General features: G+C 42.5%; 21 protein-coding genes. 17 read left to right on the forward strand and 4 right to left on the reverse strand.

The annotated features are described in order from the left end of the window. Window positions 1-158: 158 nt before the first annotated feature. From HMPREF1551_RS02075 to HMPREF1551_RS02085, 3 genes are all read left to right on the forward strand, one after another. Entirely contained in the window at window positions 159-785 is a 627-nt protein-coding gene (locus HMPREF1551_RS02075) for a TetR/AcrR family transcriptional regulator (RefSeq protein ID WP_021627361.1), read from the forward strand. Window positions 786-876: 91 nt separating this feature from the next. Further along, a complete protein-coding gene (locus tag HMPREF1551_RS02080; RefSeq protein ID WP_021627362.1) occupies window positions 877-2,139 on the forward strand; it encodes a TolC family protein in 1,263 nt (420 codons plus the stop codon). A 77-nt stretch (window positions 2,140-2,216) separates the two neighbouring features. Further along, the gene (locus HMPREF1551_RS02085; protein WP_021627363.1) at window positions 2,217-3,143 is read left to right on the forward strand and encodes an HlyD family secretion protein; all 927 of its coding nucleotides are present in this window, start codon (window positions 2,217-2,219) and stop codon (window positions 3,141-3,143) included. Window positions 3,144-3,197: 54 nt separating this feature from the next. Here the strand turns inward: HMPREF1551_RS02085 and HMPREF1551_RS02090 are convergent, their stop codons facing one another. Then, window positions 3,198-3,527: a DMT family transporter gene (locus tag HMPREF1551_RS02090; protein WP_034544136.1), complete on the reverse strand. Its 330-nt coding sequence runs from the start codon at window positions 3,525-3,527 to the stop codon at window positions 3,198-3,200. A gap of 139 nt (window positions 3,528-3,666) precedes the next feature. On the opposite strand from HMPREF1551_RS02090, the gene HMPREF1551_RS02095 reads away from it, so the two are divergent. From HMPREF1551_RS02095 to HMPREF1551_RS02140, 10 genes are all read left to right on the forward strand, one after another. Then, entirely contained in the window at window positions 3,667-4,569 is a 903-nt protein-coding gene (locus tag HMPREF1551_RS02095; RefSeq protein WP_021627365.1) for an ABC transporter ATP-binding protein, read from the forward strand. Window positions 4,570-4,675: 106 nt separating this feature from the next. Next, on the forward strand, window positions 4,676-5,410 hold the full coding sequence (locus HMPREF1551_RS02100; protein WP_021627366.1) for an ABC transporter ATP-binding protein: 735 nt from the start codon (window positions 4,676-4,678) through the stop codon (window positions 5,408-5,410). Window positions 5,411-5,471: 61 nt separating this feature from the next. After that, complete coding sequence (locus HMPREF1551_RS02105) at window positions 5,472-6,578, forward strand: ABC transporter permease (RefSeq protein ID WP_021627367.1); 1,107 nt, start codon at window positions 5,472-5,474, stop codon at window positions 6,576-6,578. Window positions 6,579-6,659: 81 nt separating this feature from the next. Continuing rightward, window positions 6,660-7,778 (forward strand): ABC transporter permease, encoded by a 1,119-nt coding sequence (locus HMPREF1551_RS02110; RefSeq protein ID WP_021627368.1) that lies wholly within the window; start codon window positions 6,660-6,662, stop codon window positions 7,776-7,778. Window positions 7,779-7,886: 108 nt separating this feature from the next. Then, on the forward strand, window positions 7,887-11,153 hold the full coding sequence (hsdR, locus tag HMPREF1551_RS02115; RefSeq protein WP_021627369.1) for a type I restriction-modification system endonuclease: 3,267 nt from the start codon (window positions 7,887-7,889) through the stop codon (window positions 11,151-11,153). Between the two features lie 12 nt (window positions 11,154-11,165). Continuing rightward, window positions 11,166-13,133, forward strand: a complete 1,968-nt coding sequence (locus HMPREF1551_RS02120) for a hypothetical protein (protein ID WP_021627370.1) — start codon at window positions 11,166-11,168, stop codon at window positions 13,131-13,133. Then, complete coding sequence (locus HMPREF1551_RS02125; RefSeq protein WP_021627371.1) at window positions 13,130-14,548, forward strand: N-6 DNA methylase; 1,419 nt, start codon at window positions 13,130-13,132, stop codon at window positions 14,546-14,548. The genes HMPREF1551_RS02120 and HMPREF1551_RS02125 overlap by 4 nt, the downstream gene beginning before the upstream one ends. Continuing rightward, window positions 14,541-15,554 (forward strand): virulence RhuM family protein, encoded by a 1,014-nt coding sequence (locus HMPREF1551_RS02130; RefSeq protein WP_021627372.1) that lies wholly within the window; start codon window positions 14,541-14,543, stop codon window positions 15,552-15,554. Before HMPREF1551_RS02125 ends, HMPREF1551_RS02130 begins: the two co-directional genes overlap by 8 nt. Further along, window positions 15,551-16,870, forward strand: coding sequence for a restriction endonuclease subunit S (locus HMPREF1551_RS02135; RefSeq protein WP_021627373.1), 1,320 nt, complete (start codon window positions 15,551-15,553; stop codon window positions 16,868-16,870). Before HMPREF1551_RS02130 ends, HMPREF1551_RS02135 begins: the two co-directional genes overlap by 4 nt. Window positions 16,871-16,906: 36 nt before the next feature. After that, window positions 16,907-17,710 (forward strand): tyrosine-type recombinase/integrase, encoded by an 804-nt coding sequence (locus HMPREF1551_RS02140; RefSeq protein WP_021627374.1) that lies wholly within the window; start codon window positions 16,907-16,909, stop codon window positions 17,708-17,710. 47 nt (window positions 17,711-17,757) lie between these two features. Here the strand turns inward: HMPREF1551_RS02140 and HMPREF1551_RS02145 are convergent, their stop codons facing one another. Further along, the gene (locus tag HMPREF1551_RS02145) at window positions 17,758-18,231 is read right to left on the reverse strand and encodes a restriction endonuclease subunit S (RefSeq protein WP_021627375.1); all 474 of its coding nucleotides are present in this window, start codon (window positions 18,229-18,231) and stop codon (window positions 17,758-17,760) included. Between the two features lie 221 nt (window positions 18,232-18,452). Here HMPREF1551_RS02145 and HMPREF1551_RS02150 point away from each other — a divergent pair, with 221 nt between their 5' ends. After that, window positions 18,453-19,496 (forward strand): hypothetical protein, encoded by a 1,044-nt coding sequence (locus HMPREF1551_RS02150; protein WP_021627376.1) that lies wholly within the window; start codon window positions 18,453-18,455, stop codon window positions 19,494-19,496. A 13-nt stretch (window positions 19,497-19,509) separates the two neighbouring features. On the opposite strand, the gene HMPREF1551_RS02155 is transcribed toward HMPREF1551_RS02150, so the two are convergent. Further along, entirely contained in the window at window positions 19,510-20,730 is a 1,221-nt protein-coding gene (locus tag HMPREF1551_RS02155; RefSeq protein ID WP_021627377.1) for a 3-phosphoshikimate 1-carboxyvinyltransferase, read from the reverse strand. 287 nt (window positions 20,731-21,017) lie between these two features. Here HMPREF1551_RS02155 and HMPREF1551_RS02160 point away from each other — a divergent pair, with 287 nt between their 5' ends. From HMPREF1551_RS02160 to gdhA, 3 genes are all read left to right on the forward strand, one after another. Then, on the forward strand, window positions 21,018-21,629 hold the full coding sequence (locus HMPREF1551_RS02160) for an LUD domain-containing protein (RefSeq protein ID WP_021627379.1): 612 nt from the start codon (window positions 21,018-21,020) through the stop codon (window positions 21,627-21,629). Further along, window positions 21,626-22,516 carry a phosphatidate cytidylyltransferase gene (locus tag HMPREF1551_RS02165; RefSeq protein ID WP_021627380.1) on the forward strand — a complete coding sequence of 297 codons (891 nt, stop codon included), beginning with the start codon at window positions 21,626-21,628 and terminating at the stop codon, window positions 22,514-22,516. Before HMPREF1551_RS02160 ends, HMPREF1551_RS02165 begins: the two co-directional genes overlap by 4 nt. Before the next feature lie 195 nt (window positions 22,517-22,711). Continuing rightward, a complete protein-coding gene (gene gdhA, locus HMPREF1551_RS02170) occupies window positions 22,712-24,052 on the forward strand; it encodes an NADP-specific glutamate dehydrogenase (RefSeq protein ID WP_021627382.1) in 1,341 nt (446 codons plus the stop codon). 59 nt (window positions 24,053-24,111) lie between these two features. On the opposite strand, the gene HMPREF1551_RS02175 is transcribed toward gdhA, so the two are convergent. Beyond that, window positions 24,112-26,271, reverse strand: coding sequence for a TonB-dependent receptor (locus HMPREF1551_RS02175; RefSeq protein ID WP_021627383.1), 2,160 nt, complete (start codon window positions 26,269-26,271; stop codon window positions 24,112-24,114). Window positions 26,272-26,310 lie beyond the last annotated feature (39 nt).

Here is a 26,310-nt window from a genome sequence, read left to right on the forward strand (position 1 = left end):
CCTTAAATAATTCCATCATACATTAATTTTCAGAGAGCAAATATATGAAATTATTTTGATGCCTCAATTAAATAATTAGCTAATAAAAAACGTATTAACCATTTGGTTAATTCAAATATTTAATGTACCTTTGCTCCCGAATAAGTGAATAGTGAACAGTGACCACCGAAGAACGTATCAAAGCTGCTGCCCGTAAGGTCTTTCACCAGAAAGGCTATGCAGGTACCCGCACCCGCGACATAGCCGAGGAAGCGGGGATCAACCATGCTATGGTCAATTATTATTTCCGCAGCAAGGAGAAGCTCTTCCAGATCGTGATGATGGAGACCATGACTCTCTTTTTCAAAGGTGTATCGACTATACTCAATAATGAAAACACCTCCTTGGAGGAAAAAATAGAACAAGTAGTGGCTAATTATATAGACTTGCTCTTGGAAGAACCTGAATTACCGACCTTTATGTTCAACGAGGTACGCACTAATCCTGAGCCTTTTGTTGCCAATACTCGTATCCTTCAGGCACTAGAGCACTCCGTCTTAGCCCGCCAATACGCCGAAGCTGTAGCACAAGGGCGAATCACTGAACCCAACCTTATACACACTGTGCTTAACGTGATCAGTTTGGTGATATTTCCCTTCATCGCTCAGCCTATCTTTACCGCCCTAAGCAGAACCGACAAAGAGGCGTACAAAACCCTCATGCTTGAGCGAAAAAAATTGATTCCCCAGTGGATCAAGGCTATGTTGTTTGTAGAGGAAAAATCCAAAAATAAGCGGAGTATATGAGCCCTTTCGCCCTTTAAAAACAACCCTATTTTTTTACCTATATATTAACCAATTGGTTAAACATATTGATTAACAATTAACAATTAAAAAGATGCGACTCTTATTTTTACTTTTATTCCTTCCTATAGCAGTCTTTGCCCAAGAGAGGATTAGCTTGGAAAGCTGTTATGCACTTGCTCGCGAGCACTATCCAACCATACAGAAGTTGGACTTGATTGCCAAGAGTGAGGACTATACCTTAGCCAATGCTAATAAGGCTTATCTACCTCAAATTAGTATCACAGGACAGGCTACTTACCAGTCGGAAACCATTGATTTTTCGCAGTCTATCGGGCGGTTGCCACTGCCTATCACTTTACCTAAGGTAAGCAAAGACCAATACAAAGTAGTGGGTGAAGTGAGCCAACTCCTCTATAATGGGGGCGCTACTCGCACTCAAAAGCAGCTCATCAAAGCCCAAAGTGCTGTGCAGACCCAAGCGGTGGAGACCCAACTCTATGCCCTAAAACAGCGCGTGAGTAACCTCTATTTTGGGGTATTGCTCATAGAGGCACAACTAACTCAAAACCAGCTAAATATAGAAACTCTCCAATCCCAATTGGAGAAAGCCACAGTAGCCCTCAAGTACGGCACAACCCTGGCAAGTCAGGTAGCCGAACTCAAAGCGGAGATTGTACGCCTTTCGATGCAACATACCGAATATGAAGCTACCAAGACCCTATACCTTCAGATACTTAGTACTTTTATTGGCCAACCACTCTCTACCAATACCATCTTAGAGCGCCCCCAAAGCCGTAGGATAGGCAAGGGCAACCAACGTCCTGAACTCAAGGGCTTTGACCTACAGCAGGCGGTATTGGAAGCGCAAGAGCGACAACTCTCCTCGGAGTATCTACCTAAGATAGGTTTGTTTGCCCAAGGAGCTTATGGTCGCCCTACACTCAATATCATCAAGAATGAGTTTGACTTCTATTATATAGCAGGGGTGCGCCTACAGTGGCATCTAAGCCCACTATATAGCTTGTCCAACAGGAAGCAACTCCTTCGCTTTCAAGGAGAATCCCTCTCGGCTGACCGACAAGCCTTTATGATGAGCACCGAGCTGGATCTTACCCAGCAACAAACACAAATCAGCAAGCTCCAGCGCCTGATGGAGCAGGACAAAGAGAGCGTTGCCCTACGCCACCAAGTGGCTCAAGCCGCTCAAGTACAATTGGACAATGGGGTCATCACCACCCACGAATACCTCCAAAAGGTTAATGCCGAACACCTCGCCCAGCAGACGCTCCTCTTACACGAGATACAGCTCCTCCAAGCACAAGAAAACCAACACTTAGTGACCAATGACCAATGACTAGTGACTAGTGACCAATGACTAATGATGTAGCTCGTGCTTAACTCAAAACTTAGAACTCAAAATTCAAAACTCAAATGAAGAAAATATACCTCGCAAGCCTCCTTATTCTAAGTGCTTGCACTTCCAAAAATACCTTTGATGCCTCTGGTAACTTTGTTGCCGATGAGGTAATTGTATCGGCTGAACAAAATGGCCGTCTCTTGTCTTACTCCGTGGAAGAAGGTAAGACCCTCCAAGAAGGGGAAAAAGTAGGGCAAATCAATGTGGAAGTCCTAAAGCTCCAAAAGGAGCAGGTGGAAGCCTCCATCTCCTCCCTCAAGGAGAAAACGCTGTCTTCTGCCGATCAAGTAGCTCTTATTCGTAGCCAATACGAGGTACAGAAAGCGCAGCTTGCCCAGCAAGAACGCGAGCATTCTCGTGTGCAACAGCTTGTGGCAGGCGGAGCCGCTACCCAAAAACAGTTGGACGACCTCACCGCCCTGACCGACCAACTGCACAAACAGCTTGCCGTAACTGAAAACCAACTCAAGCTGAGCCTTACCAACATCGACAGCCAAAACCGCAATGTACTCAGCCAAGAAGCACCCTTACAGAAGAGTGCTGCCGCTGTCCAAGCACAAATCAACCAAGGTGAGATCATCAACCCTATCACGGGTACCGTCTTGGTGAATTATGCACTCAAGGGAGAGATGCAGACCTTCGGCAAGCCGCTATACAAGATTGCCAATATAGACACGCTCACCCTCAAAGCCTATATCACTGGTGAGCAATTGCCCCAACTCAAATTGGGTCAGCTCGTAACCGTTCATACCGATGCAGGAGCGGACAAGCAACGCGCCTATGAGGGTACCCTTACCTATATAGCCGACAAGGCCGAGTTTACCCCCAAGACCATACAAACCCAATCCGAGCGCGCCAACTTGGTCTATGCGATCAAAGTAAAAGTCAAAAACGATGGCTACCTGAAGATAGGGATGTATGGGGAAGCGGTGTTTAAGTGAAGCCTGCGAATACCTGGAGCAGGGTATGTGGGTGAAGAGTGAAAAGTGAAGAAATCAGTGCCCACTTGTCTTTGAAAAGAGGTTAATCACCACTACCCCTACGATAATCAGTAGGGCGCCCAGTACAAAAGGGAGGTCTATTTTACTTTTGAAAACAAGAACACTCACGATAGCGGTCAGTACAATCCCTACCCCTGACCAGATAGCATAGGCTACCCCCAGCGGAATATTCTTGAGGGCTAAGGATAAAAAATAAAAGGAAACCCCATAGGTCAAGAGCGACCCCACTGCAAACAAGCCCTTGGTAAATCCTTCTGACTTTCCTAAAAGAGTGGTAGCGAAGACCTCTAAAACAATAGCTAAAGTGAGGTATAAGTAGTGCATAAGTATCATATCTAAATCCGTGGCAAAAGTACAATCTTTTTTAACAATAGAAAACAAAAATAGCTTATGTGGCTCACCTCCGTGTGTGTTTGTAGCTCATAACCAAATTGACTTATTGGCAAATTAACAAATTAGAAAAATGACAAGCATCACCATACATAATCTCAGCAAGTCCTACGGCGATACGAAGGCCGTGCAGCACCTTTCCTTAGAGGTCAAGAAAGGCGAGCTTTTTGGGCTGATTGGCCCAGATGGCGCAGGCAAAACCACCGTCTTCCGTATGCTCACCACCCTACTGTTGCCTGATGAAGGAAGCGCTACAGTGGAGGGACTTGATATTGTAAAGGATTATAAGCAAATCCGTAAGATCGTAGGCTATATGCCGGGGCGGTTCTCCCTTTACCAAGACCTCACTGTGGAGGAAAACCTCTCTTTCTTCGCAACTGTCTTTGGCACCACTATTACCGAGAATTACGACCTTATCAAGGATATTTATGAGCAGATAAAGCCTTTTAGTGCGCGTCGTGCAGGCAAACTCTCGGGGGGTATGAAGCAGAAGTTAGCGCTCTGTTGTGCGCTCATTCACAAGCCTAAAGTCCTTTTGCTGGACGAGCCTACCACAGGGGTAGATGTAGTCTCCCGTAAGGAGTTTTGGCAGATGCTCGCCAAGCTGAAAGCGCAGGGTATCAGCATACTGGTTTCCACCCCTTATATGGACGAGGCCAGCCTATGCGACCGCATTGCTCTTATGCAGGAGGGCAAAATCCTTTCTACCAGTACCCCTCGGCAGATTGTCAGTGATTTTGGTCAAACACTTTATGCAGCAAGTACGCCCAATATTTACCCATTGTTCCAGCATCTGCGTACTTGCCCCGAAATAGATAGTTGTTATCCCTTTGGCGAATACTTACATATCACCTTAAAGCAAGCGACAGATCCGCTCCAATTAGAGCAACAACTGAAAACCACCTTCCCTCACCTTGAGTGGAAAACGATTACCCCTACCATTGAGGATAGTTTTATACGATTAATGAGACAATGAGATAATTAGATAATTAGACAATTAGCTAATTAGTCAATGAGATAATTGATTAATGGCAAATTGACTAATTGACTAATTGCAAATTAGTAAATTAAAGAATTAGAAAATGAATGCCATAGAATGTAACAACCTTACCAAGCAATTCGGTGATTTCAAAGCCGTGAATGGTATCTCTCTATCCGTCAAGAAAGGCGAAATCTTTGGCTTTCTCGGTGCCAATGGCGCGGGGAAGACCACCGCTATACGCATCTTCTGTGGGCTTTCTTACCCTACTTCGGGAGAGGCACGAGTGGCTGGCTTTGATGTCTACCGCGAGCAAGAGCAGATCAAAAAGCATATCGGCTATATGAGCCAGAAGTTTTCCCTCTATGATAGCCTTACCGTTACGGAAAACATTACCTTCTACGGAGGGGTATATGGGCTAAGCCGCCAGCAGATTAAACCCCGCCGCCAGCAGCTCATTGAGACACTCGGCCTTGAGCAGGAAGCCAACAAGCTGGTAGGCTCTTTGCCGCTGGGCTGGAAACAGAAATTGGCTTTCTCGGTAGCAATCTTTCACCGCCCTGAGATTGTCTTCTTGGACGAGCCTACCGGTGGGGTTGACCCCATAACGCGCCGTCAGTTTTGGGATATGATCTATGAGGCTGCCGCTCAGGGCATCACCGTTTTTGTAACCACCCACTATATGGACGAAGCCGAATACTGTAACCGCATCAGCATCATGGTCGATGGCAAGTTGGAAGCCATGGACAGCCCAAGCCAACTCAAGAAACAATTCAACACCGATTCCATGGACGAGGTCTTCTATGCCCTTGCCCGCCAAGCCCAACGTAATGAATAACCCCTTGTAGGGGCGAATGGCAATTCGCCCTTCATAGAATGGCCATTTGCCCTTTTAGAATATGAAACAGTTAATAGCCTTTATCCGCAAGGAATTCTATCATGTATTCCGTGACCGTCGTACGCTTTTGATCCTCTTCGGGATTCCTATCGCGCAGATTATCCTTTTCGGCCAAGCCCTCAGCAGCGAGGTGAAGCATATCGGTATTGCTGTGCTAGATGAGGCACACAACACCTATTCCCAGCAGCTTAGCTCACAGCTGGCGGCCAGTGATTATTTCAAGATGAAAGCGCCCCTACTCAGTTACAAAGAGATAGAAGACCCTTTCAGGCGTGGGACAATAAAAGCCGCCCTTGTCTTTCCCTCTGATTTTGGCAATGACCTCTATACCCCCAAGGGTAGCACCCTACAACTCATCACCGATGGAAGTGACCCTAATACTGCCAAAACGGTAGAGAACTACCTCTCCGCTATAGTAGCCCGCTACCAGCAAACGCTGAACCCTACCCTGCGACTGCCCTACCAGATAACGGTAGAAAACCGCATGTTGTACAACGAGGAACAGAATGGCTCTATGAACTTTGTCCCCGGGGTGATTGCGCTCGTCTTTATGATTGTCAGCACCGCCCTGACCTCCGTGGCAGTGGTACGCGAAAAGGAGTTAGGCACCATGGAGATCCTTTTGGTATCGCCTTTCAATCCCTTGAAAATACTCGTAGCCAAGGCCGTTCCCTACCTGATTCTCTCGCTGATCAACTTTACCGTGATTCTCCTACTCTCGGTCTATATGCTTGAGGTACCCATACGTGGTAATCTGCTGTTACTTTATGCGGAAAGCACCTTATTTATCATAATCTGTTTGTCCTTGGGGCTACTGATTTCCACCAGTACCTCCTCCCAGCAAACGGCCATGCTTATCTCCATGATGGGAATGATGTTGCCTACGGCCTTTTTCACCGGCTTTATGTTTCCTATAGAGAACATGCCTCTTGTCTTTCAAGGTATCTCCAAAATCTTCCCCTCAAGCTATTACTATAGTATTGTAAAGAAAATAATGCTCAAAGGACTGGATTTCAGTTATATATGGAAAGAAACCTTTATTCTTATCACCATGGCAGTGGTATTTTTAGGCCTTGCTATGAAGAAGTTTAAAATACGATTAGAATAGAAGAGTGGTTAGTGATTAGTGGTTAGAATTAACCCATTAATCACTAACAACTAACAACTGACAACTAACAACTGACAACTGATGAAAACCTTATCATTCATACTCCAAAAAGAATTCAAACAGATATTCCGAGATAAGACCATCTTGGCCATGATGTTTGTTGCCCCTATGATGCAGCTGATTATACTGCCTTTGGTGGCCAATTTTGATGTGAAGAACATCAACCTCGTCTATGTAGATCACGACCAAAGCCCCTATTCGCAGCAGTTGATTCAGAAGATCAGCTCCTCAGGATACTTTCGCCTTGTCGATGCTCCTTTCTCTTACAAAGAAGGGCTTGCTTTGATAGAAGACGGTCAGGCCGATGCGGTCTTGGAGATCCCTGAAGGCTTTGAACGTAGCCTTATACGTGAAGGAGGGCAAGCCCTCGGGCTCTCCATAGATGCGATTAACGGCAGCAAATCCTCCTTAGGGGGCGCCTATTTGCTCTCGGTCATACGTGAGTTCAACGCTGAGCTGGACGTAAATGTAAAGGCTCCCCAACGCATAGGAGCGGTAGCCAAGCTCAATGTGGCCACGACCCATTGGTACAATTCGCATCTGCAATATACACGCTATATCGTCCCTGGTATCTTGGCCATCCTGCTTACCATTATCGGAGGCTTCCTCTCAGCACTCAATGTAGTGAAAGAGAAAGAGATAGGCACCATTGAGCAGATTAACGTCACCCCTATTCGAAAGTGGCAATTTATACTTGGTAAGCTCATTCCCTTTTTGGTCGTAGGTTTAATCCTCTTTACCTTGGGGCTTACGGTGATGTATGTCGTCTATGGTATCTTCCCGGCAGGCAGTTTGCTTACCCTATACACCTTTGCCACCATGTATCTCATTGCAATTTTAGGCTTTGGTCTTTTGGTCTCCACCTATGCCGATTCGCAATTGCAAGCCATGTTCATTGCCTACTTCTTTATCATGATTTTCCTTCTGATGAGCGGTTTCTTAACCAGTGTAGATAGCATGCCCGCCTGGAGCCAAGTGGTAAGTCGTTTTATCCCTGTAACCCACTTTGTCAGTGCCATGCGTCAAATAGTTCTCAAGGGTAGTAGCTTGGTACAACTAAGCCATGAATTTCTGTATCTATTAGGCTTTGCAATAGTACTGAACAGCTGGGCTGTGTGGAATTATAGGAAAACAAGTTAACAGGAAAAGTGAAAAAGTAATCCTTAGTTTGTAAATTAATTATTTGTTAATAATATTAAAATCTTAAAAAGAATAGCTTACTTTTGTAACTTCCTATAAGGCTGCATTATGAGAAGTAATTTTGAGTTTCTAAAAGCTATTGAACCTGCTATACTCTATCGAATCGCTTATTTGGCAGAGACCTACTTATATACTGACCCCAATGGTTGCTTGATGAAGCTACGCCAATTTGCCGAAGTGATGGTCAATGAGGTCTTCCAAATAGAACATATTGCCTTACCTCATGATAACAATCAGGCCAATAGAATCAGTGTCCTTAAGCGGGAAGGAATTATAGAACACCAATTAGGTAGTATTCTTAACCAATTACGGCAGCGAGGGAATGAAGGCGCTCATGGGGGCTTCGACTCGGTTAGCTCCGCCAAGACAAACTTGCAAATGGCCTACAAGCTCGCCCAATGGTATGCCTTGAGTTATGGGGAAGGAACTGGAGGCCATACCTTTGTGATGCCTCAAGAGGGGGATAACCCCAATATTGCCGAGCTACAAGCCGAAAAAGAAGCCCAAGAGCAGCAAATCAAAGCCCTTACCGAGCAACTCCTTGAACTCCAAAAACAGCAAAGCTATTGGCAGGCCGCTCAAACTAAAGAGTTTATCAACGCCCAAAAAGAGCGCGCCCGCCGCACCCAGCAATATGTAAAAAGCCTTCAACTCTCCGAGGCCGAAACACGTCAGCTCATTGATGCACAGCTGTGTGAAGCAGGCTGGCAAGCCGATACCGAATGCCTACGCTATAGCAAGGGTACCCGCCCCGAAAAAGGGAAAAACCTCGCCATAGCCGAGTGGCCAACCGACAAGGGAGTGGCCGATTATGCTCTATTTGCAGGCCTACAACTGGTAGGTATCGTAGAGGCCAAAGCCAAGCACAAAGACATTTCAAGCATCCTCTCCAACCAATGTAAAGACTACGCCACCCATATCAAAAAAGAACATGCCTGCTATCTCATTGGTCAATGGGGGGATTATCAAGTACCTTTCCTCTTTGCTACCAATGGCCGAAAATACCTCAAGCAATTGGATACCAAGGCGGGCATTTGGTTCTTAGATGTACGAGATAGTGGCAATATCTCCAAAGCACTCCAAGGCTGGAAAAGTCCCCAAGGCCTCTTGGAGGATTTAGCACAGGATATAGCCAAAGCCACTCAAAACCTTGCTCAAACCCCTTATGACCTACTAAGAGACCCCAACGGACTCAACCTACGTCCTTACCAAATCCGCGCTGTAGAGGCTACCGAAAAAGCCTTAGCCAACGGTCATCGTTCGGCTCTCCTCTCTATGGCAACAGGGACAGGAAAGACACGTACCTTGCTTGCGATGATCTACCGCTTTTTGGCTGCCAAACGCTTTAAGCGTATCTTATTTTTGGTAGACCGTAATGTCTTAGGAAAGCAGGCGCTCGATGTGTTCAAAGATGTAAAACTGGAAGACCTACAAACGCTTTATAATATCTATCCTATCAATGAACTTGGTGAAAAAACAATAGCGAAAGAAACCAAAATACAATTGAGCACTGTACAGGCTATGGTAAGGCGTATCCTCTATAATGAAGCGCAGGATATGCCCTCAGTATCGGATTATGACTTGGTAATCATAGATGAGGCACACCGTGGTTATATACTTGATAAAGAGATGAGTGAAGATGAATTTGCTTTTCGCGATCAAGACGATTTCACCAGCAAATATACCATGGTTATAGACTATTTCGATGCGGTGAAAATAGCGGTTACTGCTACCCCTGCCCTACAAACTACCCAGCTCTTTGGCAAACCTGTCTTTGAGTACTCTTATCGTGAAGCCGTTTTGGATGGTTTTTTAGTAGATTATAACCTACCTCACCATATTTTCACCCAACAGCGTATAGAAGGGATTCACTATGCTAAGGGCGATACTATACAAGCATATGACCTTGAGAAAAATGAAGTGATAGATTTGTCAGAAATACCTGATGAGCTGAACTTCGAGGTAGAGCAGTTCAACCGAAATGTTATCACAGAAGGGTTCAACCGTGCCGTTTTGGAGGAAGTGAGCCTCTATTTAGACCCTACTGGCGAAGGAAAGACCCTTATTTTTGCGGTAGATGATGCCCATGCCGATCTTGTGGTGAAGCTCCTCAAAGAAATCTATGCTGAGCAAGGGGTAGATAACGATGCTATCCAAAAGATAACAGGTAGCATAGGAGATAAAAAGCGGGTAGAAGAAGCAGTTAATAAGTTCAAAAACGACACTTATCCCAACATAGTGGTAACGGTAGACCTACTTACCACAGGGGTAGATGTCCCTGAAATTACCGCCTTGGTATTCATGCGTTTTGTAAGATCACGTATTCTCTTTGAGCAGATGATAGGGCGCGCTACCCGACTTTGTCCTAAGATAAACAAGGAGAGTTTTGAGGTATATGATCCCGTAGGTGTCTTTGATTTCTTTGCAGAAGTCTCTGAAATGGCACCTATTGTAGTGAATCCTACCACTACACTGGAAGATATCATCAATGGCTTTGAACATACTGAGAACCCTAAGCTGATTGCCAAATATACCCAACAGCTCTTAGGCCGATTGCAACGACGCGCGAAGAATATTAGCCAACAGGATTTTGATTATTTCTGTAGCCTAAGTCAGGGGGTATCCCCTAAGGATTTTTTAGCCACCCTTAAAAATACACCCACCGAACAGGTAAAGACTTTTATCAAAGAGAATGTAAAAGCTATTGCTTGTTTGTTCTATTCCCACCCTAAGACGGTAAAGTACAAATATATCAGCGACAAGCCAGATGAAGTACGCGAACACTATGTAGGCTATGGCAAGACCGAAAAACGCCCAGGGGACTATATAGAACAATTTTCTGCCTATATAGCCGAGAATCGCAATAAGCTCACCGCCCTGAACCTGCTTTGTACGTGCCCTTCGGAGCTTACCCGTAGCGACCTCAAGCGCCTTTACTTAGAAATGGCGCAAGAGGGCTATACCCTGAAAGAGCTGAATAAGGCATGGAACAATGCCAAGAATGTAGAGATCACCGCCGACCTCATTGGTATGATACGTACCTTAGCCCTAGGCAATGCCTTAGTGGATTATAAAGTACGCTTAGACAATGCTTTTGAAAAACTCAAACAAACACACAGTTTCAATGCTATGGAAACCAAATGGCTCGACCGTATCAAGACCTTCCTAGAGAAGGAACAATATATCGAAAAGGCAGACTTTGATACAGGCGCCTTCCAAAATGCTGGCGGCTATGAGAAGATTAATAAGGTCTTTAAAAACCATCTGGGAGAAATTGTAGATGAATTAAAGGAATATTTGTTTGAGATTGCGTAATATAATATTTTTATGAAAAAATTTGACTTGTTTAGGCTTAATTGTTTTTTGAATGATGTAAAAGCTAGTGATTTTAAATTAATAATAGTTTCATTGGTATCAGAATATATTTTTGATAAAAATAATGAATGTATTGATATTGAAGATTGTTACAGACATATTATTGATTTTCATAAAATTAGCATAGATAAAGATTTGTTTGATACTATCATATCTAAAAGTAGTAATTTTAAATTAGAAAAATTAGATAATAATGTATTTTTATCACTAAAAGTTGAAAGGTTTAATAAAATAAATGATGATTTAAATAATCATTCAATAGAAATCTACATAAGACACTTTATTAAAGATAATCAATATGATATCAAATACATAGATGTAATCAAATCAATATTATACAAAGCTGTTTATGAAAATATTAATAGCTTTTCTCCTGAAAATTTATTATCTTTAATATCGGATGATATAAAAGAAGATTTTAATCAAAATGAGATAGAAATATTTAATAAATTTCTTGAATATCAAGATAGTTCTAAAAATACTGCTATCTACAATGTTTTTCTTAAAGCAATTGAATATGCTATTATCACTTCAAATAGAGGAATAAAAGAGTTTTCTAAGGATATTTTTAAAGGGAAAAAATATTTACTTGATACAAATATTTTATTTAGACTTTTAGGAGTAGGTGGAGAGGAAAGGAAGCAGAGCATATATGACCTAATAAAGATATGTATATTACAAGGAATAACATTTGAATATACAGGAGAAACCTATCAGGAGTTTTTCAAAACACTTTCTGGAACAATCAAATTTTTAAAGACAGCCGATTCCAAGTATGACATAGACACTCTTGGTTATGTTATCGAAAAAGAACCTAATTTAATTAAACAAGATTTTGTTTCACATTATTCAAGACTAAAAGTATTAAAAAAAGTAAGTACACCAGAACAATATGAACTACTAATTCGTTCAGAATTATCTACTATTTTTGATAGTTTAAAAATCTCATTAGCAAAAAGTATTTCAAAGGATTCTAAAAAAGTTGATATATTATCACAAGAACTACTCAATAATAAAAAGAAGTTACCTTATGAATTAAAATATACAGAAAAAGCATCTAAGGTTGATGCATATAATATCATTTATGTAAGAAAATTAAGAGGAAACAATAACTATAATTATAAAGATGTTATTTCTTTCTATCTCACAACAGACAGATCATTGAATAAAATCTTATCAAAAAACGAAAGTAATACAATATCAGAAACTATTCTACCATCACAATTATTTCTTCTTCATTTCCCGTATATGTCTAATGAAGATGGAGAGATAGATTATACATTATTTTTGAAATTTATAAAAAGAAGAACTACTGAATACAATCTAAGAGGTAGCCAAGTTTTGAATTATATTAAAGAGATAAGAACTATAACTAATTCTGAAGAAAATATTTCTACTATATTGAAAGTTTATGCAGATCAGAGATTTGATAATTTAAAAACGGATAAGAATGAGAATAGAATTTTTTCAATAAAAGAAATAACAGAAAAAATTACAGACAAAAAAATACAAGATGGTAAAATAGCTCAAGATAATCTAGATGCAATAAGAGAAAGTGCATATAATAGATTACCTAAAATTTTTAATAGTACAAAGACTACAATTATAATATTAGATATAGCTATTATGGTTATTTTTATTCCTTTTATATCAATTTTACTTAGAAAAATAATAACTAATTTTACGATTATCACTTCAATATTTATATTGTTAGAATTTATTAAATATATAGTTCTGAACAAAATGAAATTTATAAATCATATATGGAAAAAATATTTTATATATCGGTTAGAATCAGCAGAATATTTTATAGATAGTAAAGATTCTAATTTTGTAAAAGAAGGAATGAAATTGTATGATTCAGTAGATGGTGATGTTTGGAAGAATGTTTGGAAAATAAAAAATAGTACAAAAAGATGAACAACCAAGAAATTGTAGCCAAACTATGGGCACTGTGTAATGTGCTCCGTGATGATGGTATCACCTATCACCAATATGTAACAGAACTTACCTACATCCTTTTCCTAAAAATGGCTAAGGAAACGAATTCCGAAGGAGAAATACCTGAGGCTTATCGTTGGGACACTCTTGTGAGCAAAGACGGTATAGAACTAAAGAAATTCTATAAGGAACTATTAGAACACTTAGGTGATCAGTGCACTGGTAGAATTCAGGAAATCTATGCAGGGGCTAAATCCAATATAGAAGAGCCTAAAAACTTGGAAAAAATCATCAAGACCATTGATGCCCTTGATTGGTATTCTGCCAAAGAAGAAGGCTTGGGAAACCTCTATGAAGGTTTGCTGGAGAAGAACGCCAATGAAAAGAAATCAGGAGCAGGGCAGTACTTTACCCCTCGTGTGCTTATTGATGTGATGACGGAACTTACGAACCCCCAAGCGGGTGAACGCTGTAATGACCCTGCTTGTGGTACTTTTGGCTTTATGATTGCTGCTGACCGGTATATCAAAGACCAGACTGATGACCTTTTCTCCCTTTCGCAAGAGGTGCAAGAGTTCCAGATCAATGAGGCTTTCTCAGGGGGCGAACTGGTACATGAAACCCACCGCTTGGCACTGATGAACGCCATGCTACACGACATCAAAGGACCTATACAGCTTGGTGATACGCTTTCCTCCTTAGGCAAGCAAATGACTGGTTATGATGTGGTACTGACCAATCCGCCCTTTGGTTCCAAGAAAGGGGGAGAACAACCTTCTCGAGATGATTTTACCTTCCCCACTTCCAACAAACAGCTGAATTTTTTACAACATATCTACCGCAGTCTTAAAAGAGGCGGACGTGCTGCCGTAGTACTCCCCGACAATGTGCTCTTTGTAGATGGCGATGGCGAGCGTATCCGCAAAGACCTCATGGAAAAGTGCAACCTACATACCATCTTGCGCCTACCTACAGGGATTTTCTATGCCCAAGGGGTCAAGACCAATGTGCTCTTCTTCGAACGAGGCCTTTCGGACAAAGGCAATACCCAAGAGGTTTGGTTCTATGATCTCCGTAGTAATATGCCTAACTTCGGGAAAACCAATCCCCTCAAGCGGGAACATTTTGACGAGTTTGTACAGTGCTATCAGCGTGACGACCGCCGTAAGCGCCAAGAAACCTATAGTGAGGAAAATCCACAGGGCAGATGGCATCGATACACCTATGAAGAAATCTGTGCCCGTGACAAAACAAGCCTTGACCTAAGCTGGATACGTCAGGGAGAAGAAACCGAAGACATCCCCTTGAGCGAACTCATAGCCACTATGGAGGAAAAAGCAGCCAAAATCACTGAGGCTATTGCACAACTAAAAGCCATTATGGGAAATGAGTAGTCCAAAGAAACCTAAAGACATGCTAAGGGCTTCTGTAGCGGAGTATCTGACCTTTGTCACCGCTACAGGAGAAAGCAATATCCAAAGCCTCTATGCCGACGAGAATGTTTGGCTTTCCCAAAAAATGATGGGACTACTCTATGGGGTGGAATCTCATACCATTACCTATCATTTACAGAATATATTCACTGACAATGAGTTGGAAGAAAGTTCAGTTACTCGAATTTTTCGAGTATCTGCGGATGATGGGAAGACCTATAATACGAAGCACTATAATCTATCAGCGATAATCGCGGTAGGCTATAAGGTCAATTCGGAAAGGGCGGTGCAGTTCCGCAAATGGGCTACGCAGGTCATAGAAGAATTTACCATCAAGGGCTTTGCCATGGATGATGAGCGCCTGAAAAACGATGGAACCCTGCTGGGAAAGAAGTATTTCGAGGAACAGCTACAGCGTATAAGAGAGATACGCCTGTCCGAACGCAAGTTCTATCAGAAAATCACTGACATTTACGCAACTTCCATTGATTACGACCCTAAATCCTCCGCTACCCAACGCTTTTTTGCCACCGTACAGAACAAACTGCATTGGGCTATTCATGGGCATACCGCTGCCGAGGTAATTTACGAGCGTGCCAATGCCAAAAAACCTCACATGGGACTGACCTCTTGGAAGGATGCCCCCGAGGGGAAAATCTATCCCTTTGATGTAGTTGTAGCTAAGAACTACCTTACTGAAGATGAGATGGCACAGCTACAGCGCTTAGTCTCTGCCTACTTGGATATGGCAGAAGATATGGCACTGAGGCATATCCCGATGACCATGAGCGATTGGGAAGTACGCCTCAACCGCTTTTTAGAATTTGCCGACCGAGAGGTCTTACAAGACGCTGGTAAAATCACCGCCGAGATTGCTCATACCCATGCCTTAGCGGAGTTTGAAAAGTATCGTATCGTACAAGACCGCCTTTTCCAATCGGATTTTGATAAATTTCTTGAATCATGAACACTAAGCAAATACGACAAAAGATATTAGATTTAGCTATCCGTGGGGAGTTGGTGCGCCAAGACTCCACCGATGAACCTGCCTCCGTGCTCCTGGAACGTATTCGTACAGAGAAAGAGCAGCTTATCAAAGATAAAAAGCTCAAACGAGATAAAAAAGACAACGAACCGATTGATGAAGTCCCCTTTGAACTTCCAGAGGGATGGGAGTGGTGTAGGTTGGGGGATATAGCTAATATCTCAATGGGACAATCTCCCAAAGGTGAAACTGTAATGAGAAATTCTAATGGAATTGAGTTTCATCAAGGAAAGATATATTTTACAGATAAATATATAGACAAATCTCCTTTTTTTACAAGTGAACCTACAAAAATAACATCTAATAGTGTCCTGTTGTGTGTAAGAGCTCCTGTTGGAGAAGTTAATTTGGTCAATAGAGAAGTTTGCATAGGAAGAGGGTTATGTGCTATAGAACCTCTTGGCAATATAAGTATAGATTTTTGCTTCTTTTGGCTAATATTATTGAAGGATTATTTTAATGAGAACTCTACGGGTTCTACTTTTTCATCTATTTCAGGCGAAATTATAAGAAATGCTTTTATTCCCCTCCCTCCTCTTGCAGAGCAGCATCGTATTGCCCAAAAAGTAGAACGGCTGCTCACCATTGTAGATACTATTGAACAACTTCAAGAGGAGCTCAAAGCCCTTGTTAAGCAGGCTAGAAATCAGGTGCTTAACTATGCCATAGCGGGCAAGCTCACTCATCAAGACCCTAACGAGGAACCTGCAGAAGAACTTCTTAAGCGTATAGGCAAAACAACTGCCACTGATACCCCTTATGAGAAGTTGCCTAAGGGGTGGGCGTGGTGTAGGCTGGGGGATATAACGAAGACCATAGCTACAAAACCATATCAGATTTTGCAGTCTGAAATAGAAAAAAATGGGGATTTTCCTGTAATAAGCCAAAGTGCTAATTATATAGAAGGTTTTTCTTCTGATGAAACAAAGGTTCTAAAGGTAGAAGATTTTATCATTGTCTTTGGAGACCATACGAGAGTAGTAAAATATATAGATTTTGATTTTATTGTTGGTGCAGATGGGGTTAAAGTTATTCTACCTAACAATAATCTATCAAAATATCTCTATTATCTCATTCTCAATGCTTCTTACAAAATTGAAAACAGAGGATATAGTAGGCATTTTCAGCTTCTACAGAAAGAATTTTTCCCTCTCCCTCCTTTACAAGAACAACACCGTATTGTCCAAAAAATAGAGACTTATTTTTCTTTTTTAGATACCATAGAAAATAGTTTGTAAAAACTTCGTTTATTATCATTTCTAAATTTTAAAGAAATGATAGAACAATTCAAGTCTTTTCTACAGAAAAGCAATTTAGCGCCCAATACGATAGACTCGTATGTGTGGACAGTGAGGTATTTCTTAGAAAAATACCCTATTATCAACAAGCCCAACCTGATGGCTTACAAGAATTTCCTACTGGACAAGTACAAAGCACAAACCGTTAATCTGCGTTTGCAGGCGATTAACAAGTACTTGGACTTCGTCAAGAAAGGCGCTCTGAAGATGTCCTTTGTAAAGGTACAGCAAAAGAACTTTTTAGAGCATGTGATTAGTCATGCGGATTACCTGTTCCTAAAGGCACAACTCAAAAAAGATGGGTATCAAGATTGGTATTTTCTCGTATGGTTTCTCACCGCTACAGGGGCGCGTGTGAGTGAGCTGATTCAGATAAAAGCAGAACACCTCACTCAAGGCTATCTAGATCTTTATAGCAAGGGCGGAAAGGTACGCCGCCTATACATTCCCAAGCTCTTGCGCGAGGAAAGTAGCCAATGGCTTAAGGCAAAGGGAATTACTTCAGGCTATATCTTTCTCAATCGCTTTGGCAAACGTATCACCCCACGAGGAATTGCCCAACAACTCAAGGTCTTTGCTCATAAGTACCAGCTTAATCCTAAAGTGGTATATCCTCACTCTTTTAGACATCGGTTTGCTAAAAACTTCTTAGAGCGTTTCAATGACCTTACGCTCCTTGCCGACCTGATGGGGCATGAAAGTATTGAGACCACTCGTATCTATCTCAGGCGTACTGCCAGCGAGCAGCAAGCCATTGTAGATACCATTGTCGATTGGTAAGCTGTAGGGGCAAATTTGCGTTAGCAAGTATGTGAGGCTATTTGCCCTTATGTTAACATCTTTTCTATTTGGTCAAAGGAAGCAAAAAAACTTTCTATTTTTTGGACGATACGGTGCTGCTCCGCAAGAGGAGGGAGAGGGAAAATAAAATTTGTTATATCTTCATTGTTAATTGAGGGTGAATTATCTCCTTTCATATGTTTATTCAGTCCTTGAACTACATAATCAGATACCATCAGATAAAATAAATACTTAGGAAACAGAGCTTCATTAGGACTACACACATAAAAGCCTGTTGAAGCTATACAGTTTGAGTATTCTTCATCTACAAAAGCTATATTTTTCAGATAAGGTCTAACCATAGAAAATAAGGAGTCACCAAATTTCACTTTCCTACTGGCTCTACTTGGGGCATCAGTTACAGCTATAGTTTTTACATCAGTAATTTTGTTTTGTCTATTATCTATAGAAGCAATGTCTATATAATTAAATTTTTCACCTGAAGGCTTTTGAGATTTCATTGTATTCAAAATTTGATTTCCTTGACACCACGCCCACCCCTTAGGCAACTTCTCATAAGGGGTAATATCCCTTCATTGGCAAATTGACCTTACATACTTCACTTAATTGTGGCACTATTTTTGTGGTCTTTGCAAAAGACCTAAATCAGCATTTCAGGGAGAACTGCCCATAGCGCCTTGTCCGATAATATCAACCACTATTCACTGTCCGTTATTCTCTTATGAAAAAACTCCTTCTATGCTTCCTTATCACCCTTATGGCTTGCCAGTCCCCTAAAAAAGAGGAACAAGCCCCTACTACTATTCCCTCTGCTTCGTCCGAGCAGGCAACGACCAAGCAAAACTCTGATAACTTCGAAAATACCACACCAACTCCCACCGCCCGCCCCGACTTCCCCATTGGTTCGGTCGTATATGTTCTATCCAAAGTGGAGAAGCAGGCCGCTGCACTTGCTGAAAACCAGTCCCAAGCGACAGAATCTTTCGCCTTAGGTAGCAAATTGGTAATCTTAGGAGAAGAAGGGCCTTATTACAAGGTAAAGAAGGACAGTCATGAGGGCTATATTCTCAAAAGTGAGGTAGGCTATCAGGATGAGGCCTTTACCCATAAGGAATTAGAGCAGGTCTGCTCCCTTATTGAGTACAAAGGCTCCACTCACACCCCTAAGGACTTGGATAATCTATCGGAATTCTTTTCTATAAGCCTTATCAGTGAAGCCGACTACCAGCAGGCACTCCAGCATAGCCCAAAGCCCTTTGACAAGGGAGAAGAAATTGAGAAGAAAGGGAAAATCCTATCCCTACCTTGCCAAAAAAAGGTAGCAAAATACGAAGATAACAGCTTAGAAGGCTTGGAGGCCGTCTATACCTATGTGGGGGAACATGAGGCTATAGGACAATATATCGTTCAGGTAACAGGCTTCCAGGTAGTGCCTTATATACTTACGGACAAAATTACTGGTAATGAGCTCTATATGGATGGGTTCCCCTTGCTCTCGGCCGACAAAAAGCATATCATCACCCTCCATACCGACCCTATCCATGGGGTGAGTGATATCGCTCTCTACCATATCGAAGGGACGACACCCCTGCGCCTCAAGGCGTTGGTCAAGGCTTCCTTTGCTTGGTGGAAATGCGCTATGAGTCCGCAAACTCCTATCTTTTTAGGCGAGGACAACGCCCTCTATGCGGCCATCTATCCCTTGGGGCTTCCCGAGGAACATCCTGCTAAGCTACTTTATATAAGATTAGTGATTAAGGATTAGTCTTCAGAGAACCTTATTCCTCTGTAATCGTTTCGAATTGTTGCCAGAAATCAGGGAAAGATTTCTCGACCACCTCCGCTTGGTTGATGGTAATAGGCACCATAAGTGATAAGGGTGCAAAAGCCATAGCCATGCGGTGGTCATTATAAGTATCAATAGCTACATTGGAGCGAATTTTACGACTATTGCCTATCCATATTTCTTCTTCAGAGATACGCACTTCTCCTCCCAGCTTGGTCAGTTCCTTTTTCAGCGCTTCCAATCGGTTGGTTTCTTTGATATTAAGGGTATGTAGTCCGCTTAGGAAACACTCCATCTTCAAGGCAAAACAAGTCACCGCAATTGTTTGGGCTAAATCAGGGCAATCCATAAGATTATAAGAAAAGATGGTAGAGAGCGGCTCTCGTTCCTTTAGAATCAGTATCCTGTCCTCTTGGAAGATTGTCTTAATCCCAAAAGCTTGGTAAATATCGGCTACGATACGGTCGCCCTGCAAGCTCTTCTCCTTGTAGTGGTTCAGGATGAGGGAAGTCCCCACAGGGCTGATGGCTACGATACTATAGAAATAGGAAGCCGAACTCCAATCGGGCTCCACCACCACCGTCTTGGGAGCTATATCGGGGGTATAGTTCACATAGAACGTATTATCCTCGAAGGAGGCTACAATGCCCAATTCATTAAGCAAGGAGAGGGTCATATTCAGATAAGGAAAGGAGGTAATCTCACCCTCGAGATGCAAGGTAAGTCCTTTGGGGAAGGAAGGAGCCACCAGCAGTAAGGCCGATATATATTGGCTACTTACATGGGCATTGATCGATAGTGTTCCCCCTTGGAGTCTATTCCCCTGAATGTATAGGGGCGGAAAGCCTTCATTTCTATCGTAATGGATGGTTCCCCCTATTTTTCGCAAGGCATCTACCAAGATACCGATAGGGCGTTCCTGCATGCGCTCGGAACCTGTAAGCAAGACATCTCGGTTACAACAAGCGGTATAATAAGCCGTCAGGAAACGCATAGCCGTCCCTGCATCCCCTATATGGATAAGGCGATCTGTATTGTGTAGGCCTTTGTACATAGCCTCTGAATCTCTGGATGGGGAGGCATTTTCTATCTGCAAAGAAGGGTAGAGCGCCTGCAACAGAAGCAGCCGATTGGTCTCACTCTTGGAGCCCCCTATGGTTAGCACAAGGTTATGTTCACTCTTTAAGTGTCTTTTTTTCAGTTGAATATTCATGTCTTATTTTAGAAGCTACAAAATTACAGAATATTCCTAAAAATAAAGATAGAAACCCTTATTCACTAAGAAAAAAATAACTTTTTTAACATTTTGTTATTTTACACTTCTATAAGGCTTCGCTTTCCTAAAAAATGTACTTAAGACAGAAGTGTGCTTAAAAATAAATATAGAGAAATATTTCTTAGAATCGGTATTTTTTATTATCTTTACCCCTTGAAACGACCAATACCAAAATAGAGGATCATGATAGACCCTTACCATTGATAACTAATCATTGATAATTAATGTACTGGCTTAAGAATTTTGTCAACTGGATTTTCAAACGGAAAGTAATCACTATCAACGACTATATAGAAACCCCCAAGGAAGACCTACCTATAGACGAAGCTTTTGTAAAAAACTTCAAAGCAAAGGGAGGTATTTTCATATATGTAGATAAAATAAGAGACCTACCCGATGTTTTCCAAACGATTGTATCCCAAGAAGGCGAAGATACCTTAGTCTTTGGGCACAACATCTCCTTAGAAGAATTATTTCTAAGTGATTTCCCTGATTATTTCACTGCTGATGACCAGCAGGCGACTCATTTTTTAACGGACTGCGAATACTTAGTTGCCGAGGAGGGTTCAGTGATGTTCTCGTCACGTCAGCTGGGGCAGAAGCGATTGGACGAGCTTCCCTCTAAGCTAATTGTAGTGGCCAAAATCAGCCAAATTGTAGCCACCCTCATGGATGCTATGGGCGGGCTGAACCTCCAGACATTCCTCCATGCACGTCCCAACAATATCCGTACCCTAAGGGCTTTCATGCCTCAGGATAAGGACTCCATCTTCTGTGAAAACTGTTACCGAACCACTTATCTCATCCTCTTAGAGGACTTAAATACAAACGAATGAATGAATTACTCAAACGCTGTATCACAGGTATTATCTATGTGTTCCTGCTCCTTACGGCTATCATGCTCTCCAATGCCGAGGCCTTTGGCTTTCTTTTCCTTATCTTTGCCTTAGTATGCTTGTTCGAGTTCAAGCGCTTGGTACGCTTGGGGGGAAGTGCCATCTACCTGCTATTCTTAGGCCTTTGGTGGTGCTTCAACTATCTGATTCCTATCAACGAATTGGGCGAAAACCTTTTTGTCTATCTACTGCTTTTGGCGGTAATCTCCACAGACACCTACCTAATCCTCTACCTGTATAGGAAAGAAGAAGTAAAATATACCACCTGGCAGAAATACCTCTTAGACCTGCTCTATGTAGGAGGGGGGTGCTTATTTATTTCCCTGCTTTACAAGGCAGAAATCTACCGAAATGAACAGGAACTTTCCAGTCCTTTTGCTTTTTGGGAACTCTCACAGTGGCACCTTTCGGAGGCCTTTTCGGAGGCACAACATACTATGATTGCCCTTTTGGCGATTATTTGGGCGAGTGACAGCTTTGCCTATGTATCGGGGCGCTTTTTGGGGCGTACCAAGCTCTTTCCTTCGGTCTCTCCCAAGAAAACGGTGGAAGGCTTCGTAGGAGGCCTACTCGGCGCCCTACTTGTAGCCGCTTGGCTATCCCTCTATAGCGAGAAGGCCTTGTGGAAATGGCTCATCATAGCCTCTGTATTGGTCATAACAGGCACCTTGGGCGATTTGGTAGAATCCAAGTTCAAGCGCGTAGCTGGCAAAAAGGATAGCGGCACCATACTCCCCGGCCATGGCGGATTGCTCGATAGGCTCGACAGTCTTATCTTTGCCTCACCCTTTGCCTTTCTAACCCTATGGATACTTTCGTATTGCTAAACTCAAGCCCTATAGAAAAATATCCTGATTGGATAAGGAACTACAGGATTAAGAAAATAGTTTTTCTTTTCCTTGTTTATTTCTATAATATTCCGTAACTTTGTAGAAAATTTAGTTGTTAGTTGCCGGTTGTTGGCTATTGGTTACCACTGACTGCCAACCACTAACTACTAACCACTAACAAATCAAATAATAATGGACGTACAAAAAATTATGGCCTCTTTGGAGGCAAAACACCCAGGAGAAAAAGAGTACTTGCAAGCAGTACATGAAGTGTTGGAATCCGTACAAGAGGTCTATAACCAACACCCTGAATTTGCAAAGGCTAAAATCATTGAACGTATTGTGGAGCCAGACCGTATCCATACCTTCCGTGTGGATTGGGTAGATGACAAAGGAGAGGTACAATCCAACCTCGGTTACCGAGTACAGTTCAATGCGGCTATTGGCCCTTACAAAGGGGGGATTCGTTTCCACAAGGCAGTGAACCCTTCTATGCTCAAGTTCTTAGGTTTCGAACAAACCTTCAAGAATGCCCTCACTACCCTACCTATGGGCGGTGCTAAGGGAGGTTCTGACTTCGACCCTACCGGCAAGTCCGATGCTGAGATCATGCGTTTCTGCCAGGCTTTCATGCTTGAATTGTGGAAATACATAGGTCCTGATACCGACGTACCCGCCGGAGACGTAGGGGTAGGTGGCCGTGAAATCGGTTATATGTACGGTATGTACAAGAAATTAGCACACGAATACAACACTGGGGTACTTACCGGTAAAGGCATCAACTGGGGTGGCTCACTTATCCGCCCTGAAGCTACTGGTTATGGTGCCCTTTATTTTGTAGACCATATGCTTAAGAAGCTCGGCCGTGATATCAAGGGACAACGTGTGGTTGTTTCTGGTTTTGGTAACGTAGCTTGGGGAGCTTCTGAAAAGGCTACCCAACTCGGCGCAAAGGTTATCGGTCTTTCTGGCCCTGATGGCTGCGTGGAAGTACCTGGTGGTATGACTCAAGAAATGATCGACTACCTACTCGAACTCCGCGCTTCCAACCGCAATATCGTAGCACCTTTCGCTGAAAAATTCCCTAAAGAAAGCAAATTCACCGCTGGCAAAAAAGCATGGGTGATCCCTTGTGATATCGCCTTGCCTTGTGCTTTCCAAAACGAATTGAACGGTGATGATGCCAAAACCCTTATCGACAATGGCGTAAAACTCGTAGCTGAAGTATCCAACATGGGTTGTACTCCTGAGGCTATCAAGGCTTTCCAAGATGCTAAATTGCCTTTCGCTCCAGGTAAGGCAGTCAATGCAGGTGGGGTAGCTACTTCCGGATTGGAAATGACTCAGAATGCGGCTCACCTTTCTTGGACTTCCGAAGAGGTAGATGCTAAGCTACACCAGATTATGGAGTCTATCCATAATGCTTGTCTCAAATACGGACAAGAAGGAAACTACATCAACTATGTAAAAGGAGCCAACATCGCTGGTTTCATGAAAGTAGCACATGCTATGCTTGACCAAGGAGTGATTTAATAATTGAATATAGTTGTCTTCAAAAAAGGCTGTCCCGCTTTCGCGGGACAGCCTTTTTCTTATAGCTTGAGCTTAATACCTCCGTTGAACACAAAACCGTCCAAGGGAGCATAGATATCTTTGAATACGGGAGCACGCTCACTACCTGTATAGATACTTCCAAAACGGGTCTGACGTACATCCAAGAAGTTTTCAAAATTGATATAAACAGAACAATGTTTCCATAATTTCTCTACTATAAAACCTGTCATCCAGTAAGGATGCCCACGCTCTCCATCACTCAGCAGTTGTGAACTGAAATAATAGGCTTCTAACCCGATTTTCCACTTATCTTCCACTTCGTAAAACAAAATAGAGTTGGTACGGTGCTTAGCAGTAAGCAGATTGTCCGTAAAGACATCTCCCTCATGGAATTGAGTGTTGGTTAGGGTGTAACCCAAGAAAAGTTTGAAGTCCTTGTAACCTATTTTTACATTGGTTTCCAATCCTTTGGTGAGGATATGCCCTTCTATATTGGTTAGGTGATACTTCTTAGGTGATAGGTTTTCCAGCAATAGCGGATGGTCTAAGTAAGTATAGAAAAAGAGTTGATTGATACTCAGAGTCCATTCCTCTCCTAAAAGGGTCTGGTAATTAATATCAAAGTTGGCGCCATAACTCTTCTCCAACCGATTCTTTTGGCTACTCACAGGCAAGATGTTTTGATAATGAAATCGTTCGCTTTCCTCTGTGAATAAGGTAGGTGTTTTATACCCCAATCCGCCTGATATGCGGGAAGTGAGTTTCTCTGATAGGTGAAAGAGGCTGGCTAGCCTAGGAAGTACTACCCATCCATAGTCTTTGACAAAATCGGTGCGCAAACCACTTTCTATCTCCAACCATGGGGCGGTTTTCCAAGTATTTTGGGCAAATCCTCCTACAATCATCTCCTGCTCATCTCTCAAAGGGAAGGTAGTAAGAGGCTGTTCCTTAAAACGATGATCTAAAAGGGTTACTCCTATAATCCAGTCTGTTTTTTCTCTTTCCAAACCATAGAACCCTTCTGTAAAGCTGCTTAGCTGTGTTCCTGAAAAACGATAATCAGGCAGGACAATTTCTCTTTGGAAGTAGTTAATACTACTCTTTAGCTGGAATCGGGAATCCTCACTTATATGGTGGTCAAATGTTAGCTGGCCACCATAGCGATGAGTATTGTTTTCCTCAAAATAGTGATAGGCAGGGTCGGTATTGCCCCTTAAGTACTCTATATGTCCTCCTAACCGCTGCTCCACCATGGCATTTATCCCTATGTTCAGCGAGGTGTCTTCGTCAAAATAGAGGAATAGCTTGGGATTCACTACCCAGCGTTCAAAGCGAGGAATGGCAGAAAAGGGAGTGTCACTTGGTGCATAGGCTTGGTTTCTGCTATGAGAAGCAAAAAGAGTGGTACCTACATGATTGAATTTTTGTCCATAGAATGCATTCAAGTTTAATCCCTTAGCCGATGTGCCGTCTATATGAAAAAGTAGCTCTCTCGCTGGGGTAGGGGTCTTAGAGATCAAATTGACCAATCCTGCTATGGCACCTCCTCCATAGAGGGTGGAGCTGGTACCCTTGATGACTTCCACCTGCTTGAGGTCCAAGGGGGGCGTTTGCAGCAAACCCAAGCCACTGGCAGCTCCAGAGTAAGCAGGGAATCCGTCCTTGAGTATCTGGGTATAGCGCCCATCCAATCCTTGGATACGAATACCTGCATTGGCACTGATTGGAGAGGTTGTCTGTACTTGTATACCAGTGCTTTCACTCAGTAGCATCCGCAAATCACTGGGGCGCATGTTGCCTTTTTCATCTAGCTCTTCAGCTGTAATAAGCTCAATACGAGTAGGCACTTTCTCTATGGTACGGCTACTACGTGTGGAGGTGATAGTCAGCCCCTCCAGCTCGGTCTCTTCTTCCTCTAATTCAAGGATAAGGGGAATATTAGTCTGTGTAATAGTGTATTCAAGGCTTCTAAATCCAATAAAGGAGAATACCAGTACCTCTCCAGAGGCTGCTTTGATAGAGAAATCTCCTTGTTCATTGGTAGTAGTGCCTCTTGGAGTATCTTTGATGCGTATGGAAACGCCAAAAAGAGGTGTTTTATCCGTTGCGGAGGTAATATGTCCGCTTATTTTTTGCTCCTGCCCATAGAGGATACTACCGCCAAAGAGAACAAAGAGCAGTATAATGATATTTTTCATGGAATTTTATATGTAATAAATAGATAATGTTGGCACAAA

Source organism: Capnocytophaga sp. oral taxon 863 str. F0517, from assembly GCF_000466425.1.
In the GTDB taxonomy this organism is placed as follows: Bacteria; Bacteroidota; Bacteroidia; order Flavobacteriales; family Flavobacteriaceae; genus Capnocytophaga.